Origin of the sequence: Shouchella oshimensis (assembly GCF_004375095.1) — a bacterium.
Lineage (GTDB): Bacteria > Bacillota > Bacilli > Bacillales > Bacillaceae_D > Shouchella > Shouchella oshimensis.
Window position 1 is genome coordinate 254,449 of sequence record NZ_SNUX01000003.1, and the last position, 19,999, is coordinate 274,447.

General features: G+C 42.9%; 16 protein-coding genes, 17 tRNA genes and 3 rRNA genes. 34 read left to right on the top strand and 2 right to left on the bottom strand.

Annotated features, from left to right (window positions below):
* Positions 1-147: 147 nt before the first annotated feature.
* The 4 genes from bcp (at position 148) to perR (ending at position 2,441) form a co-directional block, all read left to right on the top strand.
* Entirely contained in the window at positions 148-615 is a 468-nt protein-coding gene (gene bcp / locus E2L03_RS12005) for a thioredoxin-dependent thiol peroxidase (protein WP_038478385.1), read from the top strand.
* Positions 612-1,565, top strand: coding sequence for a D-2-hydroxyacid dehydrogenase (locus tag E2L03_RS12010; RefSeq protein WP_038478387.1), 954 nt, complete (start codon positions 612-614; stop codon positions 1,563-1,565). Before bcp ends, E2L03_RS12010 begins: the two co-directional genes overlap by 4 nt.
* A gap of 14 nt (positions 1,566-1,579) precedes the next feature.
* Entirely contained in the window at positions 1,580-1,882 is a 303-nt protein-coding gene (locus E2L03_RS12015) for a cyclic-di-AMP receptor (protein WP_035395595.1), read from the top strand.
* 127 nt (positions 1,883-2,009) lie between these two features.
* On the top strand, positions 2,010-2,441 hold the full coding sequence (gene perR / locus E2L03_RS12020) for a peroxide-responsive transcriptional repressor PerR (protein ID WP_038478389.1): 432 nt from the start codon (positions 2,010-2,012) through the stop codon (positions 2,439-2,441).
* Between the two features lie 30 nt (positions 2,442-2,471).
* Here the strand turns inward: perR and E2L03_RS12025 are convergent, their stop codons facing one another.
* Positions 2,472-2,843, bottom strand: coding sequence for a YgzB family protein (locus E2L03_RS12025; RefSeq protein ID WP_038478391.1), 372 nt, complete (start codon positions 2,841-2,843; stop codon positions 2,472-2,474).
* Positions 2,844-3,300: 457 nt separating this feature from the next.
* On the opposite strand from E2L03_RS12025, the gene E2L03_RS12030 reads away from it, so the two are divergent.
* The 20 genes from E2L03_RS12030 to E2L03_RS12125 all read left to right on the top strand — a co-directional run bounded on the left by E2L03_RS12030 (position 3,301) and on the right by E2L03_RS12125 (position 12,556).
* A 16S ribosomal RNA gene (locus E2L03_RS12030) occupies positions 3,301-4,848 on the top strand.
* 407 nt (positions 4,849-5,255) lie between these two features.
* A 23S ribosomal RNA gene (locus E2L03_RS12035) occupies positions 5,256-8,192 on the top strand.
* A gap of 221 nt (positions 8,193-8,413) precedes the next feature.
* Positions 8,414-8,529 (top strand): 5S ribosomal RNA (rrf, locus tag E2L03_RS12040).
* The 16S, 23S and 5S rRNA genes sit together here with 16 tRNA genes alongside, the layout of an rRNA operon.
* A 16-nt stretch (positions 8,530-8,545) precedes the next feature.
* Positions 8,546-8,620, top strand: a tRNA-Asn gene (locus E2L03_RS12045).
* Positions 8,621-8,625: 5 nt separating this feature from the next.
* Positions 8,626-8,719: transfer RNA gene (locus E2L03_RS12050), tRNA-Ser, on the top strand.
* 39 nt (positions 8,720-8,758) lie between these two features.
* Positions 8,759-8,833, top strand: a tRNA-Glu gene (locus E2L03_RS12055).
* Between the two features lie 25 nt (positions 8,834-8,858).
* Positions 8,859-8,934 (top strand) — tRNA-Val (locus E2L03_RS12060).
* 45 nt (positions 8,935-8,979) lie between these two features.
* Positions 8,980-9,056 (top strand) — tRNA-Met (locus tag E2L03_RS12065).
* Positions 9,057-9,063: 7 nt separating this feature from the next.
* Positions 9,064-9,140, top strand: a tRNA-Asp gene (locus tag E2L03_RS12070).
* Positions 9,141-9,147: 7 nt separating this feature from the next.
* Positions 9,148-9,223: transfer RNA gene (locus E2L03_RS12075), tRNA-Phe, on the top strand.
* Between the two features lie 9 nt (positions 9,224-9,232).
* Positions 9,233-9,308 (top strand) — tRNA-Thr (locus E2L03_RS12080).
* A gap of 62 nt (positions 9,309-9,370) precedes the next feature.
* A tRNA-Tyr gene (locus E2L03_RS12085) sits at positions 9,371-9,455 on the top strand.
* Positions 9,456-9,459: 4 nt separating this feature from the next.
* Positions 9,460-9,533: transfer RNA gene (locus tag E2L03_RS12090), tRNA-Trp, on the top strand.
* 22 nt (positions 9,534-9,555) lie between these two features.
* A tRNA-His gene (locus E2L03_RS12095) sits at positions 9,556-9,631 on the top strand.
* A gap of 4 nt (positions 9,632-9,635) precedes the next feature.
* A tRNA-Gln gene (locus tag E2L03_RS12100) sits at positions 9,636-9,710 on the top strand.
* Positions 9,711-9,715: 5 nt separating this feature from the next.
* Positions 9,716-9,787 (top strand) — tRNA-Gly (locus E2L03_RS12105).
* A 15-nt stretch (positions 9,788-9,802) separates the two neighbouring features.
* Positions 9,803-9,876, top strand: a tRNA-Cys gene (locus tag E2L03_RS12110).
* 36 nt (positions 9,877-9,912) lie between these two features.
* A tRNA-Leu gene (locus E2L03_RS12115) sits at positions 9,913-10,001 on the top strand.
* A 13-nt stretch (positions 10,002-10,014) separates the two neighbouring features.
* Positions 10,015-10,088, top strand: a tRNA-Arg gene (locus E2L03_RS12120).
* 110 nt (positions 10,089-10,198) lie between these two features.
* Positions 10,199-12,556, top strand: a complete 2,358-nt coding sequence (locus tag E2L03_RS12125; RefSeq protein ID WP_134259278.1) for a peptidase G2 autoproteolytic cleavage domain-containing protein — start codon at positions 10,199-10,201, stop codon at positions 12,554-12,556.
* A 48-nt stretch (positions 12,557-12,604) separates the two neighbouring features.
* Here the strand turns inward: E2L03_RS12125 and E2L03_RS12130 are convergent, their stop codons facing one another.
* Complete coding sequence (locus E2L03_RS12130; protein WP_124741717.1) at positions 12,605-13,087, bottom strand: hypothetical protein; 483 nt, start codon at positions 13,085-13,087, stop codon at positions 12,605-12,607.
* 177 nt (positions 13,088-13,264) lie between these two features.
* Here E2L03_RS12130 and E2L03_RS12135 point away from each other — a divergent pair.
* The 10 genes from E2L03_RS12135 (at position 13,265) to E2L03_RS12175 (ending at position 19,988) form a co-directional block, all read left to right on the top strand.
* Positions 13,265-13,345, top strand: a tRNA-Leu gene (locus tag E2L03_RS12135).
* A gap of 339 nt (positions 13,346-13,684) precedes the next feature.
* A complete protein-coding gene (locus E2L03_RS12140; RefSeq protein ID WP_134259279.1) occupies positions 13,685-14,233 on the top strand; it encodes a DUF6241 domain-containing protein in 549 nt (182 codons plus the stop codon).
* Between the two features lie 119 nt (positions 14,234-14,352).
* On the top strand, positions 14,353-14,502 hold the full coding sequence (locus E2L03_RS20655) for a hypothetical protein (RefSeq protein ID WP_158318505.1): 150 nt from the start codon (positions 14,353-14,355) through the stop codon (positions 14,500-14,502).
* 18 nt (positions 14,503-14,520) lie between these two features.
* Complete coding sequence (locus tag E2L03_RS12145) at positions 14,521-14,895, top strand: sigma factor-like helix-turn-helix DNA-binding protein (RefSeq protein WP_038478395.1); 375 nt, start codon at positions 14,521-14,523, stop codon at positions 14,893-14,895.
* 1 nt (position 14,896) lies between these two features.
* Positions 14,897-15,286 (top strand): hypothetical protein, encoded by a 390-nt coding sequence (locus tag E2L03_RS12150; protein ID WP_051667421.1) that lies wholly within the window; start codon positions 14,897-14,899, stop codon positions 15,284-15,286.
* 109 nt (positions 15,287-15,395) lie between these two features.
* A complete protein-coding gene (locus tag E2L03_RS12155) occupies positions 15,396-15,917 on the top strand; it encodes a phage major tail protein, TP901-1 family (protein WP_243839525.1) in 522 nt (173 codons plus the stop codon).
* A gap of 76 nt (positions 15,918-15,993) precedes the next feature.
* A complete protein-coding gene (locus E2L03_RS12160; protein WP_038478398.1) occupies positions 15,994-16,359 on the top strand; it encodes a tail assembly chaperone in 366 nt (121 codons plus the stop codon).
* A 14-nt stretch (positions 16,360-16,373) separates the two neighbouring features.
* Positions 16,374-16,706: a phage tail assembly chaperone gene (locus tag E2L03_RS12165; RefSeq protein WP_185690733.1), complete on the top strand. Its 333-nt coding sequence runs from the start codon at positions 16,374-16,376 to the stop codon at positions 16,704-16,706.
* Positions 16,699-19,263, top strand: coding sequence for a phage tail protein (locus E2L03_RS12170; RefSeq protein ID WP_134259280.1), 2,565 nt, complete (start codon positions 16,699-16,701; stop codon positions 19,261-19,263). The genes E2L03_RS12165 and E2L03_RS12170 overlap by 8 nt, the downstream gene beginning before the upstream one ends.
* Before the next feature lie 20 nt (positions 19,264-19,283).
* On the top strand, positions 19,284-19,988 hold the full coding sequence (locus E2L03_RS12175; protein WP_134259281.1) for a distal tail protein Dit: 705 nt from the start codon (positions 19,284-19,286) through the stop codon (positions 19,986-19,988).
* The last annotated feature ends 11 nt before the right edge of the window (positions 19,989-19,999 follow it).

The window sequence follows — 19,999 nt, forward strand, 5'->3', positions numbered from 1 at the left end:
CTCCAATGTGGTTTGCACATTTTTTGTACCCAACTATGATAGCATATGTTGCCGTTTAAGTGAGAATAAAAGTAAACAGGCGTTCTTTATTGAAGAAACATTTAAAATCGGATACGCTAGAATAAAAGTATAGATGGGGGATTATGAATGAACTTAATTGGAAAAGAAGCACCAGACCTAACACTTCCGGCAACAGGGAATAAAGAGATTACCTTATCTGATTATAAAGGCTCGACAATTGTACTTTATTTTTACCCTAAAGACATGACGCCGGGTTGTACGACTCAAGCATGTGATTTTAGAGATCAAACAGCGTTGTTTAAGGAGCAGGGTGCAGTAGTTATAGGAATTAGTCCAGATCCAGTTGACCGCCACGAAAAGTTTATGGAGAAGCATGGTCTGTCTTTCCCGTTGTTAGCGGATGAAGAATTAAAAGCTGCAAATGCATATGATGTATGGCGCTTAAAAAAGAACTTCGGTAAAGAGTACATGGGTATTGTACGTTCTACGTTTGTGATTGATAAGAATTTCACTGTTGTGAAGGAATGGCGTGGTGTTCGAGTAAAAGACCACGTTAATGAAGTTTTAGAATTTGTAAAAGGACTTTCATCATGAGCGAACAGGTGCTATTCGTTGTTAATCAAACAGAGGAACGCCAACGTGAGTTGAAAAAGACTTACGAGCAGGTTCATTTTAAATTCTTTTCATCTATAAAAGAAGTGACCTCTTTTACTGACGCAACTGTACTTGTAACATTTGGTGAAGATGTCACTCCTGAAATACTTAATCAGGCAAAAGAGTTGAAATGGATTCACGTCTTGTCGGCAGGCGTTGAGCATCTTCCATTTGAACAGATTCTTAATCGAAATATTCTTGTTACAAATAGCCGTGGCATCCATGCGACGCCAATGTCAGAACACGCAATGTGGATGATGCTGGATTATGTTAAGCGAGCGCGAGACTATCGTCAAGCACAAGCAGAAAAGGCTTGGATTCGAAATCAAAAACCATTAGAACTTACAGACTTAACCGTTGTTTTACTTGGTACAGGGGCGATTGCGAGTAAGATTGCAGAGCGAGCAGCCATTTTCGGTATGAAAACAATCGGAGTTAATACGGACGGAAGAGCCGTACGTCATTTCCATGAAGTAGTCTCTATGCGTGAGTGGGAGACAGCGTTAAAACAAGCTGATTTTCTTATTAATGTGCTCCCTGCTACAGAGAATACGAAAAAGATTTTAAATGAAGATGCATTTAGCCTTGTTAAACAAGGAGCAGTTTTTATAAACTTAGGTAGAGGGAATGCTGTAGTAGAAGCTGATTTAATACGTATGTTGGATAAAAAAATGATTGATCATGCGTATCTTGATGTCTTTAATGAAGAACCGTTATCAGATGAATCCCCACTTTGGGAACATCATTCAGTAACGATCACTCCTCATATTTCTGCATCCACTTCTTTTTATATGGAGAGAGCACTGAAAATTTTTGTTGAAAATCTTTCACTCTTTATAGAAGGAAAAGAGAACTTTGTTAATGAAGTTCATAGTAAGAAAGGATATTAAAAGGAGGGGTACCAATGAAATTGCTCGTGTGTATAATAGAAGACTTTTATGCGGACTATGTAGAAAAAGACCTTAGAGAGAAAGGTTACCGAATGACAGAACTCTCTAGCTCAGGCGGCTTTTTGAAAAAAGGAAGCACGACGTTCCTTTTTGGTGTACATGAAACCGATGTAGACCAACTACAGCAATCATTAAAAAATGCGTGTTTAGAAGTGGAAAAACGAAAGCAGCGTAAAGAGAGCAAAACCCATCGCTATACATCGTTTCTTGTACCAGCGGCTAATGCCACTCCTTTACTATTACAAGATCAAACGTAACGGTTTGGAAGCTACTCTAGAAAAGGGTGGCTTTTTTTTGATTAATCGTTACTTGCTAAATGAGCGTTTACAACTTATAATAAATCTAAAGTAAGAATAGTTTTTATTGAAAGTGAGGGTGCAGACCATGGCCAATCATAGCTTGTTAGAAGCAATTGATGCGCTAAAAAGCACTCGTGTGCGTATGACTCCACAGCGTCATGCAATACTTGAATTCTTATATGAGACGAAAGCACATCCAACCGCAGATGAAATTTATAAAGCTTTAGAAGGTCGCTTTCCTAACATGAGTGTTGCGACTGTTTACAATAATTTACGCGTTTTTAAAGAAGTCGGCATTGTAAAAGAGTTATCCTATGGTGATTCCTCAAGCCGTTTTGATTGCGTCACGACAAATCATTATCATGTGATTTGTAAAAACTGTGGAAAGATCGTTGATTTTCATTATCCGGGTTTGGATGAAGTTGAAACGCTAGCTGAGCATGTAACTGGATTTGAGATTGAGAACCACAGAATGGAGATATACGGCACGTGTGTTACGTGCAAAACGGCACATTAAAAAAGTCACTCTAACGTTAGAGTGACTTTTTTATGCCTTATGGTGATTGGTAGTTTGTTTTTTTGCATTATAGGTTTCATCAAATTCACGACCTTCTAAAGAACGGTCCATCGTTAATGGTTGATCACAATGCATACAAGCATCGACTCTACCTAATACTTTTGTTGGTTTTTCGCAAGAAGGGCAGATAACAGGAACGGCTCTTGTAGATAACATGCCAATAAAGAAGTAAACAACTGTACTTCCAATCACTGCGAGCAAACCAAGAATCATTGCTATAACCATCACAACAGGATAGTCTCGAAAGAATATACCTATGTACATAATCAAGATGCCAATAAAAACGAGACTTAAAGCGAAGGTGCGAATCTTATTTATTTTGTTTGAATATTTCAGGCCCATAATCTTTTTCCTCCAAATTAGTATAGAAGGTTTATTCTATTCATTGATACAGGTATAGTATAACATAGAACCTTTAAGAATTATGACCGATCTTTCTTTCGTTTCTAACTACGATAGTGGCTAGTTTATAGTTTATGAATTGACTGGCTAACGGTTAAGATAAAATTAGACATGTTCTTAGTAGAGTAAATAAGGTTTTAAAAAAAAGTTTATAAAATGTATTGACGACTTTTTATCACCATGATATATTATTACATGTCGCCAGGGCAACACACTAACGACGACGTAAACAAAAAAGATATTGACCAAATGATTACCGATATGGTAAGATCATGAAGTCGCAAAAACGAGTTCTTTGAAAACTGAACAAAAGCCAAGCGTAAAAAGAGATACAAGGTATCTCGTCAATGAAGTTAGACACAGCTTTAAATTGTGCAAATGAGCAAGTCAAACACTTTTAACGGAGAGTTTGATCCTGGCTCAGGACGAACGCTGGCGGCGTGCCTAATACATGCAAGTCGAGCGGACAGAAGGGAGCTTGCTCCCGGACGTTAGCGGCGGACGGGTGAGTAACACGTAGGTAACCTGCCCCTTAGACTGGGATAACTCCGGGAAACCGGAGCTAATACGGGATAATAAAGAGAATCACCTGATTCTCTTTTGAAAGACGGTTTCGGCTGTCACTAAGGGATGGGCCTGCGGCGCATTAGCTAGTTGGTAAGGTAACGGCTTACCAAGGCGACGATGCGTAGCCGACCTGAGAGGGTGATCGGCCACACTGGGACTGAGACACGGCCCAGACTCCTACGGGAGGCAGCAGTAGGGAATCTTCCGCAATGGACGAAAGTCTGACGGAGCAACGCCGCGTGAGTGAGGAAGGCCTTCGGGTCGTAAAGCTCTGTTGTGAGGGAAGAACAAGTACCGGAGTAACTACCGGTACCTTGACGGTACCTCACCAGAAAGCCACGGCTAACTACGTGCCAGCAGCCGCGGTAATACGTAGGTGGCAAGCGTTGTCCGGAATTATTGGGCGTAAAGCGCGCGCAGGCGGCTTCTTAAGTCTGATGTGAAATCTCGGGGCTCAACCCCGAGCGGCCATTGGAAACTGGGAAGCTTGAGTGCAGAAGAGGAGAGTGGAATTCCACGTGTAGCGGTGAAATGCGTAGATATGTGGAGGAACACCAGTGGCGAAGGCGACTCTCTGGTCTGTAACTGACGCTGAGGCGCGAAAGCGTGGGGAGCAAACAGGATTAGATACCCTGGTAGTCCACGCCGTAAACGATGAGTGCTAGGTGTTAGGGGTTTCGATGCCCGTAGTGCCGAAGTAAACACATTAAGCACTCCGCCTGGGGAGTACGGCCGCAAGGCTGAAACTCAAAGGAATTGACGGGGACCCGCACAAGCAGTGGAGCATGTGGTTTAATTCGAAGCAACGCGAAGAACCTTACCAGGTCTTGACATCCTTTGACCACTCTGGAGACAGAGCTTCCCCTTCGGGGGCAAAGTGACAGGTGGTGCATGGTTGTCGTCAGCTCGTGTCGTGAGATGTTGGGTTAAGTCCCGCAACGAGCGCAACCCTTGATCTTAGTTGCCAGCATTTAGTTGGGCACTCTAAGGTGACTGCCGGTGACAAACCGGAGGAAGGTGGGGACGACGTCAAATCATCATGCCCCTTATGACCTGGGCTACACACGTGCTACAATGGATGGTACAAAGGGCAGCGAAACCGCGAGGTGGAGCCAATCCCATAAAGCCATTCTCAGTTCGGATTGTAGGCTGCAACTCGCCTACATGAAGCCGGAATTGCTAGTAATCGCGGATCAGCATGCCGCGGTGAATACGTTCCCGGGTCTTGTACACACCGCCCGTCACACCACGAGAGTTTGTAACACCCGAAGTCGGTGAGGTAACCTTTTGGAGCCAGCCGCCTAAGGTGGGACAAATGATTGGGGTGAAGTCGTAACAAGGTAGCCGTATCGGAAGGTGCGGCTGGATCACCTCCTTTCTATGGAGTATTTACTCTAGTCGATGTATGACCTCGGGTCATATAGCGCTTTGGATCTTTTGTTCAGTTTTGGAAGAATTCCTCTTCCAATTGAAAATGCGAAGGTAATGGATACCACGCTAAGAACGCCACGTCCTGTGGCAACGCCTGGTACCTACATCCTGTAGGCATGGTTCTTTGAAAACTAAATCATAATCAATCAACTCAAATTAGTTTTGTTCATCGGTGTTACAACTGTTTGAACGAGACGTCAAGAATTCATAAACCTTTTAGGTTAACCAATTGACAAAGAGACCCGAGTAGATCAAGGATGGGAAATGCTTGATGGAAGGAGCGTAGTTCGCTACGTAACTGACAGAAAGACAGGAACCAGACGAAGAGATACGATGGGAATCTGAAGTGAAAATGGATAAGTTAGAAAGGGCGCACGGTGAATGCCTTGGCACTAGGAGCCGATGAAGGACGCGACGAACAGCGATATGCTTCGGGGAGCTGTAAGTAAGCTTTGATCCGGAGATTTCCGAATGGGGGAACCCACCATCCGTAATGGGATGGTACTCCTGCCTGAACACATAGGGCAGGGTGAGGCAGACCCGGGGAACTGAAACATCTAAGTACCCGGAGGAAGAGAAAGCAAATGCGATTTCCTGAGTAGCGGCGAGCGAAACGGAATCAGCCCAAACCAAGAGGCTTGCCTCTTGGGGTTGTAGGACACTCTATACGGAGTTACAAAGAAACGGAGTAGGTGAATTGTCTGGAAAGACAAGCCGAAGAAGGTAACAGCCCTGTAGCTGAAACTTCGTTTCCTCCAGAGTGGATCCTGAGTACGGCGGGACACGTGAAACCCCGTCGGAATCCGGGAGGACCATCTCCCAAGGCTAAATACTCCCTAGTGACCGATAGTGAACCAGTACCGTGAGGGAAAGGTGAAAAGCACCCCGGAAGGGGAGTGAAAGAGATCCTGAAACCGTGTGCCTACAACTAGTCAGAGCCCGTTAACGGGTGATGGCGTGCCTTTTGTAGAATGAACCGGCGAGTTACGATAACGTGCAAGGTTAAGCTGATGAGGCGGAGCCGTAGCGAAAGCGAGTCTGAATAGGGCGAGTGAGTACGTTGTCGTAGACCCGAAACCGGGTGATCTACCCATGTCCAGGGTGAAGGTCGGGTAACACCGACTGGAGGCCCGAACCCACGCATGTTGAAAAATGCGGGGATGAGGTGTGGGTAGGGGTGAAATGCCAATCGAACTCGGAAATAGCTGGTTCTCCCCGAAATAGCTTTAGGGCTAGCCTCGAGTGATGAGTTTTGGAGGTAGAGCACTGATTGGACGAGGGGTCCCCACAGGATTACCGAATTCAGTCAAACTCCGAATGCCAAAAACTTTAACTCGGGAGTCAGACTGCGAGTGCTAAGATCCGTAGTCAAGAGGGAAACAGCCCAGACCATCAGCTAAGGTCCCCAAGTATACGTTAAGTGGAAAAGGATGTGGAGTTGCTTAGACAACCAGGATGTTGGCTTAGAAGCAGCCATCATTGAAAGAGTGCGTAATAGCTCACTGGTCGAGTGACTCTGCGCCGAAAATGTACCGGGGCTAAACGTATCACCGAAGCTATGGCAATCCCAGTAGGGATTGGGTAGGGGAGCGTTCCAAGGACTGTGAAGCTAGATCGTGAGGACTAGTGGAGTGCTTGGAAGTGAGAATGCCGGTATGAGTAGCGAAAAGAGGGGTGAGAATCCCCTCCGTCGAAAGCCCAAGGTTTCCTGAGGAAGGCTCGTCCGCTCAGGGTTAGTCGGGACCTAAGCCGAGGCCGAAAGGCGTAGGCGATGGACAACAGGTTGATATTCCTGTACCACCTCGTATTTGTTTGAACGATGGGGGGACGCAGAAAGGTAGGGTGAGCGCGCCGCTGGCTGTGCGCGTCGAAGCATGCAAGGCTGGAACATAGGCAAATCCGTGTTCCGTGAAGGCTGAGCTGTGACCGTGAAGGACCCAAGGGTCCGAAATCCCTGATCCTCCGCTGCCGAGAAAAGCCTCTAGTTAGAATACAGGTGCCCGTACCGCAAACCGACACAGGTAGGCGAGAAGAGAATTCTAAGACGCTCGGGAGAACTCTCGTTAAGGAACTCGGCAAAATGACCCCGTAACTTCGGGAGAAGGGGTGCTCTATTAGGGTGTTAAAGCCCGAGAGAGCCGCAGTGAATAGATCCAAGCGACTGTTTAGCAAAAACACAGGTCTCTGCGAAGCCGTAAGGCGAAGTATAGGGGCTGACACCTGCCCGGTGCTGGAAGGTTAAGAGGAGGGGTTATCCCGTAAGGGAGAAGCTCTGAATTGAAGCCCCAGTAAACGGCGGCCGTAACTATAACGGTCCTAAGGTAGCGAAATTCCTTGTCGGGTAAGTTCCGACCCGCACGAATGGTGCAACGACTTGGATACTGTCTCAACGAGAGACCCGGTGAAATTATAGTACCTGTGAAGATGCAGGTTACCCGCGACAGGACGGAAAGACCCCATGGAGCTTTACTGTAGCTTGATAGTGAGTGTTGGTACCATTTGTACAGGATAGGTAGGAGCCTTGGAAGCCGGAGCGCTAGCTTCGGTGGAGGCGTCGGTGGGATACTACCCTGATGGTGCTGACATTCTAACCTCGACCCGTGATCCGGGTCAGGGACATTGTCAGGTGGGCAGTTTGACTGGGGCGGTCGCCTCCTAAACAGTAACGGAGGCGCCCAAAGGTTCCCTCAGAATGGTTGGAAATCATTCGTAGAGTGCAAAGGCATAAGGGAGCTTGACTGCGAGACCTACAAGTCGAGCAGGGACGAAAGTCGGGCTTAGTGATCCGGCGGTGCCGTATGGAAGGGCCGTCGCTCAACGGATAAAAGCTACCCTGGGGATAACAGGCTTATCTCCCCCAAGAGTCCACATCGACGGGGAGGTTTGGCACCTCGATGTCGGCTCGTCGCATCCTGGGGCTGAAGTAGGTCCCAAGGGTTGGGCTGTTCGCCCATTAAAGCGGCACGCGAGCTGGGTTCAGAACGTCGTGAGACAGTTCGGTCCCTATCCGTCGCGGGCGTAGGAAATTTGAGAGGAGCTGTCCTTAGTACGAGAGGACCGGGATGGACATACCGCTGGTGTACCAGTTGTTCCGCCAGGAGCATCGCTGGGTAGCTACGTATGGACGGGATAAGTGCTGAAAGCATCTAAGCATGAAGCCCCCCTCAAGATGAGATTTCCCATGGCGTAAGCCAGTAAGACCCCTTAGAGATGATGAGGTTGATAGGTCAGAAGTGGAAGTGTGGCGACACATGGAGCGGACTGATACTAATCGGTCGAGGGCTTATCCTAAATTTCTTGAGTTTGAGTATGATGATATGATTTAGTTTTGAAAGAATCACCGATTCTTTTTAACAAGAAGGGACTATTCCCTTTTAGAATGAGTTTTACAAAGAGAAGCAAGGGATTTGCGGAAGTGACGATGGACTTGAAGGAGCGTACTCACGTACGTGACTGATAAGGAAAGAGGAAACTGACAAAAAAGCCCGACGCTTATCTGAAGTAAACCAAAGTCTGGTGGCAATAGCAAAGAGGTCACACCCGTTCCCATGCCGAACACGGTCGTTAAGCTCTTTTGCGCCGATGGTAGTTGGGGGCTTCCCCCTGTGAGAGTAGGACGTTGCCAGGCTTACATAAATACATTTTCCACAGTAGCTCAGTGGTAGAGCTATCGGCTGTTAACCGATCGGTCGCAGGTTCGAATCCTGCCTGTGGAGCCATAGCTGGAGAGCTGTCCGAGCTGGCCGAAGGAGCACGATTGGAAATCGTGTAGGCGGTGTAAAACCGTCTCGAGGGTTCGAATCCCTCGCTCTCCGCCAGATTATATTCATACATAAAAAATCGTAAATTAGTGTAATGGCCCGTTGGTCAAGCGGTTAAGACACCGCCCTTTCACGGCGGTAACACGGGTTCGAATCCCGTACGGGTCACCATTTTTAAACAGATGCATACTATATTGGAGGATTAGCTCAGCTGGGAGAGCACCTGCCTTACAAGCAGGGGGTCGGCGGTTCGATCCCGTCATCCTCCACCATTTATTTTCATTGCTATATGATGTTGTCAACATTATTTTTAACGACGCGGGGTGGAGCAGTCTGGTAGCTCGTCGGGCTCATAACCCGAAGGTCGGTGGTTCAAATCCGCCCCCCGCAACCAAAAATATGGTCCGGTAGTTCAGTTGGTTAGAATGCCTGCCTGTCACGCAGGAGGTCGCGGGTTCGAGTCCCGTCCGGACCGCCATACATAAGGCTCGGTAGCTCAGTTGGTAGAGCAACGGACTGAAAATCCGTGTGTCGGCGGTTCGATTCCGTCCCGAGCCACCACTTACTTTTGCCGGTCTAGCTCAATTGGTAGAGCAACTGACTTGTAATCAGTAGGTTGGGGGTTCAAGTCCTCTGGCCGGCACCACTGAAAAAAGTTGTTGACAGAACTAGCGGTATTAGGTAAGATAAGTATTGTCTTTTCAAAGTGGAGGGGTAGCGAAGTGGCTAAACGCGGCGGACTGTAAATCCGCTCCCTCCGGGTTCGGCGGTTCGAATCCGTCCCCCTCCACCATCCTAGGGGTATAGTTTAATGGTAAAACGAAGGTCTCCAAAACCTTTGATGTGGGTTCGATTCCTACTACCCCTGCCATTATTTAATTAAATTGATTACGGCGATCGTGGCGAAGTGGTTAACGCACCGGATTGTGGTTCCGGCATTCGTGGGTTCGATTCCCATCGGTCGCCCCATTATTGGGCTATAGCCAAGCGGTAAGGCAACGGATTTTGATTCCGTCATTCCCTGGTTCGATCCCAGGTAGCCCAGCCATTTTTGCGGAAGTAGTTCAGTGGTAGAACACCACCTTGCCAAGGTGGGGGTCGCGAGTTCGAATCTCGTCTTCCGCTCTTTGTTTATCCTAAGGCGGTATAGCCAAGTGGTAAGGCAGGGGTCTGCAAAACCCTTATCATCGGTTCAAATCCGGTTACCGCCTCCAACAACTTAATAACTATGAGATGGTCCTTACATACATGCCGGGGTGGTGGAATTGGCAGACACACAGGACTTAAAATCCTGCGGTTGGTGACAACCGTGCCGGTTCAAGTCCGGCCCTCGGCACCATTTCTCATAGTAAGCGCCCGTAGCTCAATTGGATAGAGCGTCTGACTACGGATCAGAAGGTTAGGGGTTCGACTCCTCTCGGGCGCGCTTTTTTAAAACCAGTTTAATTTAAGCTGGTTTTTTTGTTTTTTTCAATACTGCTTCTCTCTCTATAAAGAGCTACCGTTTAGTAGCTACATAAAAAAGAGGTGAAAGCAATGGAGAAGAAAATGGAGCAATCTTTTGATCAATTAAGCAATACTATTGCGCAAATTGAAGATGCACGGGTCGTTTACATTGATGATTTCATACCAGAGAGTGCAAGTGAAGAAGATCAAACGCCCTACTTTGAAGAGGCGCTAGGGGACGGAAACGTTAAATTGATTCTTGGTCCTAAACGCTATTTTGCAACGGTTCGGCTCCCAAATCGAACCGTTTTAGAAGGTCAAGGTATGGAGCTCACCACTATACAGACACCCGATACGGCATCGAACGAAGAATGGACCGTATCCGTAAAAGACAAAGATAATGGTGGAGAGTATATTGTTGTAAAAAATCTGAGCTTAGATGGAAATAGACGAAGAGGTGCAGAACCTGCTGGAGGAAGTCGTTCTAGTTGTTTAACGCTTCACGGAGTCAAATACGCTTGGATTACGAATGTTTTCGCGTATAATAGCACCCTACATGGATTTGATGTTACTTCGACAGGATTAGACTACCATTATGGTGGAGATGGGACGGTTGATAGTGGGCCATCACAATACGTATGGATTGATTCATGCAAAGCGACTGACTGGGTTGATGACGGCTTTACAACACACCATAGTGAATTTATTACTCTATCAAATTGTTATGCGTACGACCCTTCTACAAGGGGAAATCAAAATGGAATAGAGATTGACGATGGGAGCCGCCATATACTGCTGACCAATAATTACACTTCTGGTTGCTATGGTGGAATTGAAATAAAAGCACATGATAATTCTAGCGCTGCTAGCAATGTGCATATCAATGGCCATATTTCAAAAGAAGATGCTCGAAGCTATAATTTTCGACACATTGGTCATCATACAGGTGAAGATCCAGATTCAACGACGGCTTTTCATTTAACGGCTACAAACCTTGTTGCGTTGCATCCTAATAATAAAAAAGGCTTTCAAAACAATATTGACCCTCGTGCACTCGTTATAAGTGCATATACGAACGTAAGCATTACAAACTTTACTGCAATTGGTGATGAATCATATGATTTTCGAAATGGTCCTGTCGTTGCGATTCAGTATAAAGCTAGGAATGTCGCTTTGAATGGTGTAAATATTAGCAGATTTCATCGTGCAAGTGATGGTGTCATTGTTTATGGGGGAAGCAATCGAGGAAACCATATTTCATTAAACAATATCAACCTTTACGACGCTGGTGATAACAATGGGATTTTCGTAGGAAGCGGACATAGTCATGTAACGATTAATGGTGTTAATGCCATCCACTCAAGAAATGGTGGAAAGAATGCTGTTGAATCAACAACAAATTCAATTAATATTAGTCATGTAAATGCAAGCGGGTATGAAACTGCTGTAATCAGCGGTGGCGTTCGTTACACTAATCCAATTACAGTTATTTCAGGTGGCGCTAGGTTGGCATCTAGCACTGGAGAGCCAAGACATGATCAATCGATTATACTTGCAAGTACAGCTTCACCTACAGCCATTCAATCAAAAACGATGGTAGCCGCTTCATCTAATTCACATGCAGAAGGCGAAGGCTCTGTTGTAGTAGGAAGTGCAGGTAATTCTAGAGCACGTGGCCCTAGAAGTAGCATAATAAGTTCGAGTGGGGCGATTGCAGGACAGCCAAATGGAGGATTTGGTTCAATGGTGCTTGCGAGTAACCTAACAAGTAATCCCACTAGTTATTCAGTAGTAGGGGGATATGGTGCTTCAGGGAATTCAAGCAGTTCAAATCGCAAATGGGAGCTTAATAGTAGGAACGGAACGATTAGAGCTTCTGGACAAATTACAGGTTCAAGTACATTCACAGATTTTGCTGAGTACTTTGAAAGTGTAGATGGAGAACCAATTGAAACAGGCATGTTAGTGACATTAAAAGGGGACAAAGTTCAACTAGCAAATAAGGATGACATTATTATTGGTGTTATTACGGAAACGGCGGGCGTTGTATTAGGTGAAGCATCATTCCACTGGAAGAACCGTTATTTAACAAACGAATTTGGTGGTTTAATACTTGAACCACAGCGTATTCGCACATACGATGTAGACGAAGAAGGGAACACATTGCAAAGCTATCGGGAAGAGAGTGTTCTATTACCATTAGAGAACCCTCTGTTTGATTACAATGAACCTTATGTGGACCGCAAAGAACGAGACGAATGGAATATTGTAGGCATGATGGGCCAAGTATATGTACGCGTAAATGAAGATGTACAAACAGGTGATTATTTAATGGCCATTAATGGAATAGGACAACCTAGTGAAAAAGGGAATGTAAAAGTCATGAAGCTAACAAAGGCTTATAACGCTGCCTGTGGTTATGGTATTGCGCTTTGTTTCATAAAATAATGGATGAAGAAAGAAGAAGCTCAATAGTTTCTTCTTTCTTATACTTGATTACTTAACAACGACATCATGTTCTTCCGCTAATAGTGCTAATTCCTCTCTATAATGGTGCATAAGGGAGCTCGCTTCTATCAACGTGTCATTTGCTATTGTCATAGTAACAGAACCGAGGCTTGCAATAAACTCTTCTGAAAGGTGATAGCCTTCCAATCGAGTTGATGCTGCTTCGATATAAAGGTCGTGCAAGTCACTTACTTCAGATGTAGCTGGACGAATCGTTTCTAAATCAGAAACAAATTCACTATACGGATAAATGACATGTTCAGCTAAAAAGTCAGCGGCGTCATCCGGTTCGATTTCACCAATCGTAAGCTTTTCAAATTCAGACATAATTTCTAACTCTTTTTGAGAAAGCTGCTGCAACTCATCAGAATTAACATAAGAGTCCAGATCATCTTGAACATTATTACTGCAAGCAGCTAAACATATAAAAGGTAGTAAAATAAAAAATGACATAGTGAATTTATTTATCATTTTATCCTCCTATGTGAAATGTTGAATGAATTGGTATTTATTAGTACCCTTGTGAAGTGTACTTAAACATTTACATCTTTTTAGGGAATTGAATGCAATATCACTATTAAAAATAGAAAAAAACGTTGACGAATCATTTTGACGATGGTATATTATTACTTGTCGATAAGTTGTTATGCCGGTGTGGCGGAATTGGCAGACGCGCACGACTCAAAATCGTGTTCCTTTGGAGTGTCGGTTCGACCCCGACCACCGGTATCGTGAAACGTAGGTTGAAACACCTGTTAAATCAGCATTTCTAGCGTAGTCTAGGTGCTGATTTTTTGTGTCATACACACGACTACCCTTGAAAAATCGTACGCGACGAATCGTACGTTTAGAAAAATGCATCCGAACGAATGTCATTTTTATGACGTTCTTTTCAAGAGATAAAGTATACCTAATTTACGTTTTTCCTACGAAAAGCTCATAAATTTAAAAATTACAAAAAATTATTAACAATCTGCTTACAATGAGACAAAATTATGATAGACTGCATGTGATAGGGATAATTACGTAGTCAGAAAGAATGGTGACTTGTTTGAGGGGTTGTTTTGTATGAAGAAATTTATCATTTTCCTTTCTATAGTAGGTGTAATAGGACTTATTGGTTTTGGAGGCTTTTATTTTGGTCAGAATGCTCTTGAGCGTATGGCCTCATCAGAGGAGCAACAGGGCAGCGATACTGGGGACGACTTGAATAACCATTCAGGTGAAAGTGGCGTTCAAACAGAAGAACTCGTGCTTACTGCTTCTATTGATGAAGATTTACATGATTTATTTCCTAAAGATTTATCAGAGCGAGCGATGCAAGAGGCGATTCATTACATGTCCCACGGACTTGTAGAAGCAGAGCAAAAGTGGGGAAAAATCCAACTGACAGAAGAGCGAATTGAATGGTTGCTTGACATTGCTACTGTAAGAGCAGATGAGTTTACCCATGGTAGCCGCTATGAGCAAATTTTATTAAGATGGCACGAAGGGGATTTTAGTCAAGCTGTTGAAGACCATAACTTTGTCTGGGAACTATGGGGAGGAACGATTGGAAAAGCAACACGTTTGCTTACGCCAGCAGAGGTAGACACATATAATGATAAACATTTCTAATTTAATGAGCCACTGCACATACAAATGTGCGGTGGTTTTTGATTTTTTTTAATTGGCTTCTCTTTATAGTGTTGTTCAAAGGTTTTTTGTAAGAACAATGATGTAATGGAGGGATCAATATGTTTTTTTTACTCGCTTTAATTTGTCAAATTACGTTATTCTTTTTTATCACATTAGGTGCATTGGTAAATAAAATTGAAAACAAAATAGCATTCTATATTTTATGGATCGTTACAGCTATACCGACATTTTATCTAGTTTTTCAATAGGTAAAGGGAGAGACAAACATGAAAAAGATAAGTCGAGAAGCGGTTACGATTCGATTAGAAGAACAATATGGAATGCTGTCATCTGCAAAACAAGTACAACATTTATTAAGAGATATCCATTCTCTTCAATCAAGGGTACTACACGATGATTTTGCAGCTTGTGACATCTTTATTGATCTACAAGATGCTATAGAACAAGCCGATTTAACAAAGCGTCAGCGTGACGCGCTATACTATGTTTATATGTGTGATTACACCCAAGTTGAGACGGCAGAGAAAATGGGGATCGCTCAACAAAACGTCAGAGAGTTACTAAAACGTTCAACAGAAAGAATTGCAGATATTTTTTACTACTGGACTCATCATGATTTAGGGTACAGAGGAGGCATTTAAAATGACAGAACAACACCTTCTAGATCGTATGAAAGATTTAAAGATCCACGCAAAGACAGGGGTGATGTCTAGACCGGGACGGTTTAAAGAGATTGAGAAGTTGATTGAAGCTTATTACGTCCAACATGAGAAAGTGCCTCCTAGTTATATGCTAGAGAAACTGGCTTCTCTTTGTTTACATGAAGAGCTGAGTAATCGTAATAGTCATAAAATGGCTCAAGAGTGTTTTCCGATCTTAACGGATCATCAACACGCCCGTAGAAATAAGCGGGAGAAAGTATATCATCAGATTGAATTTAGGCGCTCGCCTATTACAGGCAGCCGATCGGTCTCCTATGTAAGTGAAGACAATAGCCATACAAAAGGAAAACAAGTGTTTTATGTAAGCTAAAAATTTTTTCGTTAAAACAAGAACGTATGATCGTGTTTTTTGCTTAGGTTCATGCCTTATAAGTGAGGAAGAGGAAAATTCCTTAAAGAATAAGAGAGGAGGCATACAAGTGAATCGAAATAACGTACAAACACAAACATTACAAAAAGGGGAGATTTCAATGACAGAACAACGTTTACCATTTAACTTACAATTTTTCGCGAAGGAATACAAAGGGGAAGAATTTATTTTTGCAGTGAAGGATAGTCAAGGATTATTACGTCCTTTTAACCAAACAGGCGGCTCTTTTAATCGTTCGTTTGATGAAATTGAACTAGATACAAAAGATAAAACAGGCAGTGATTATGGGAAAGAATCAGTGGAAGTGTCGCTTGAAGGTGTTGTAACAGAAGGCGACCCATTTATTGACTATATGGACGAAAAGCTTGATAACAAGGAATTTATCGAAATTTATCGTGTGAATAGCCGAAAGAAAACAGCAAAATCAGGTCTATATATGATTACATCTTGGGAGCAAAGTTACAGCAATGGAGAGCACGCAACATATACATTAAGCGCTAAGCTGAACGGGAAGTTAAAAAACGAAGATATGGTGGAAACAGAAGCACCAGCTGAAGAAGATCAAGAATAGTATTTAGGTACTAACGAGCGGCTGAAGGTATCTTTTATAGATACCTTCATTAATTCAAAAAAGGGGCGATGGCATCATGTCAACAATTGTACTTCAAGGAAAAGAATATGAATTAAAGTTAACGATGGAAAGTGTGAAATATTTAAACCGTGTGATTCAGGGCGGACCAATGGGGATCATTGGAAAAGCGATGATGGGTGATTTAGAGGCATTTCCACAAATTGTACACGCTGGCTTATTTCATCATGGCAAGGATTTCTCATTAAAAGATATTGAAGCTGAAATTGAACAAGCGATGATGAATGAGCAGCTTGATTCTGATGACATTTATAAAATTAGCAATAAGGTTGTGACGGAAAGTTTTTTCTTTCGCAATCAAGCGAAGAAACTAGTAGCGGACAATCCGGAAGCGGCGAAAGCATTGGAGATGTTAAGAGCTTAACACAATTAAATGGACTGACTTATGTAGAACGCCAACTCGTTACTTGTTGGCGTTATTTACGGTTAGAGCCCTCTATCTTTTACGCTTTGACTCCGAGAGAGTTCGTCTTGTTAATGGATGCTGAATTAGAATCGATACATGATGCAATGGAGCGAGAAGCACAAATTGCGTTAATGCATGAACAAGCTAGTCGTAGCAAGCGTCCTAAAGTAGCTGATTTATATAAACGCCCAAGTTCAGCTAAGAAAGAGGAGCATTCTATTCAGGAATCAGTCAAAAAAGCAGAGAAAGCTAAACATTGGCTACAACAATTTACATTTAGAGAAAGGAGGGAAAGAGTTGAATGAGTTAAATAAAGTGATACAGTCTATGAATTCGGAAATTGTTGATTTTACTAATAAGATAACATCCATTGATGGATCCATTACGTCTTTTACTGAATCCATTTCAGACATTGGAAAAGGATTCCAGCAAACGTCTGCAACGCTCCAAAAGAGTGGTGGAGAAGTGACAAGTAGTGTAGGAGAACTTTTTACAGCTGCTAATCAATTAGGTGGTGGCATCTGGGGTGATTCAAGTCCACTTGATGATATTGAACAGAAGGTATCAAGCGTTGCGTACGCCCTAGACCAGGCTAGCAAGTTATCCATTCCATTTTCGGACAAACTATCTGCTTCTTTTTCAGAAGTGACGGCAGAAGCTTCTCGAATGGTGACAAGTGTACTGCAGTCGACTACAACAACAATTACTTTAATAAATCAACTGGTTGTCAGTTTCACTGCACTAAAAGCAGCAGCAACAAATGTAACAGCCACTCTAATGAAAATAAAACCATTAGCTGCAGTATTTGGGTTCCTTATATCACCAATCGGTATTGTTGTTGGGTTAATAGCAGCATTAGCAGTTGGTTTTTTGTATTTACAAAATGCAAATGGGTCATTAGGTTCAAGTTTACAAGCAGTATGGGAAAAAATTTCGTCCATCGGAAGCGAGGTTTTTTCAGTAGCCTCATCTATTTTTGATGGATTTATGACTGGAATCGTTGCAAGGTTGCCAGAACTAGTGCAGTCTGGAGCAGCGCTTTTGCAAAGACTCGTTGAAGGTTTAACAACGATGTTGCCTGCTTTGGCCGAAACAGCTATACAGGTAGTTAGCAATATCGTTGAAGGCATTACATCCGCCTTACCAATGTTGATGGAGGCAGGCGTACAAATCATTTCATTATTGATTAGTAATGCTTCAAGGAATCTACCACTTATGTTGGAATTAGGAATTGGAATCTTAACAAGTTTACTAGACGGAATGGACTCAATGATTGGTACACTAGTTGAAGTGGTGATACAAGTTGTAACTCAATTAGTAGAAGCCATTACAACACAACTGCCATTATTAATTGAATTAGGTATGCAAGTGTTGATGAACTTAGTAGATGGCATTATGAGTTTTGTACCAACGTTACTAGAGACAGTAACCGGCATTATTACTATGCTCGTTGAAATGATCGTTGAACAGCTTCCTCTTATATTGGAATTAGGTATTCAATTACTAACCAACTTAATAGACGGTATTGTATCTTTGTTACCAATGATCATAGAAGTAGCTTTAGGCGTGATTGCTCTTCTTATAGAGACAATTACACAGCAACTCCCACTGCTGATTGAAATGGGCATAAACCTATTGATGAGTTTAGTGGATGGTATTATGACAATGATTCCAACGATCATTGATACCGCCTTGAATCTTGTTCAGACTCTTATTACAACATTAGCTGAACAACTTCCATTACTTTTAACGATGGGGATTGAGATGTTAATGAGTCTCATTGATGGCGTGATCTCCATTTTGCCAATGCTAGTAGCAACTGCTGTAGAAATCATTACAATGGTTTTGACAACTCTTACCCAGCAGCTACCTCTTATTATTCAGATGGGTATTCAGTTACTTGAGAGCTTAATCAAAGGGATTGTCACTATTTTGCCAATGATCATTGAAACGGCATTAGATGTTATTGCTTTAATTATTGAGAGCTTAACTCACCAGCTTCCACTGATAATTAATGCTGGAATCACGTTACTGGAAAGTCTTATCAAAGGGATTATGGATCATGTACCGGCTCTCTTACAATCTGTCGTTCAAATTATTACATCTATTATTAGTACACTCGCATCGAACTTCCCTTTAATTTTACAAAGCGGAATTTCTCTTATCGGATCTTTAATTGGCGGATTAACAACAGCCATGCCGATGGTTCTTAGTGCAATTGGAACCATTCTTTCAAGTGTGTTTCAAGCAATCGTAAATGGGTTCCCTCGTATTATGCAGCTTGGAACTCAACTCGTATCGCGACTTGCTGGTAGTATTTCAACAGCAGTTAGACGTGTTGTAACGGTGGGATCTGATTTAATTCGTGGACTTTGGAGAGGGATGAATAACGTAAAAGATTGGATTATTGGAAAGATTAGTGGGTTTATGGACAGTGTGGTTGGGAGTCTAAAATCATTTTTTGGAATTAATTCTCCATCAAAATTGTTCAGAGACGAGATTGGTCGTTTTCTTCCCCAAGGTTTGGCGGTTGGGATTGAAGGTGATCTAGGGTCAGTGAATCGCGCGATGAATGCAATGACGTCTCTTGTACCTTCTGAAATTGATCCTCCACACATGGCACCACTAGAACCCGTTCATCCAAACATGAGTCATTCTTATTCAAATCAGGTGCGTTTCTTTGAGAAAAAGAACAACGGTCGTTCGGTCGAGAACTTGTTAACAGAAGTAGTTGATACGTTACGAGAACAGAAGCAGCTGACGGTTCAAATGGATTCTACTGTTGTTGGTTCCCTCGTTGAACCACATATTACAAATGCTCAAGAGAGAAAATCAATGCGGAAAAATAGGTTTTACACATAAGATGGAGGTGAATCGTTACTATGCAATTTACGTTTAATGGGATCAGAAAAAAGTATATTACGGTATTAAGTCATCTGCAGCGACCTGTTCTACCGTCTATTTCTTATACAACGACAGAGCGAGTAGAAGCAGGTGAGCGGGTAACTGGTATGAAAATGGACTCCATGATTCTAGACGTGCCTGTTGTCATCTATCATCGTGATAAAACCATGCAAGAGCTAAAGCTTGAATTGTCTTCATGGTTATATAGTGAGGATGAACAAAAACTCGTGTTCTCCGATACACCTAGCCAATTTTATTTGGCTAGGTTTTTATCTGTAGAGCTTGAAGAGTATGAGCACTTCTCGAAAGGAATCATCCAATTTTTATGTCCAACGCCATACCAATATGCAGGAGAGATTGTTGTTCCAATAACGGAAGAACAAAGAGATATTCAAGTTGTAGGGCAAGTACCGGTGTTTTGGACATTACATGCTCGTATTGAAACAAGAACATCTCAGTTTGAAATTCGTAACCAACATGGTGAAAAATTAATTTTACAGCATCAATTTTTAGAAAATGATGTCATTGAAATTGATGCAAGTAAACGTGCCATTTATTTAAATCGTGACGCACGTATGTCGTTACTTTCATTTGAAAGTAGATGGTTTCCGTTAAGGCCAGGTGTAAATATCCTTTCTGTTTCGGCCCCGTCTACCATTACGTATCAAAATATCTATTTTTAATAAAAAGGAGG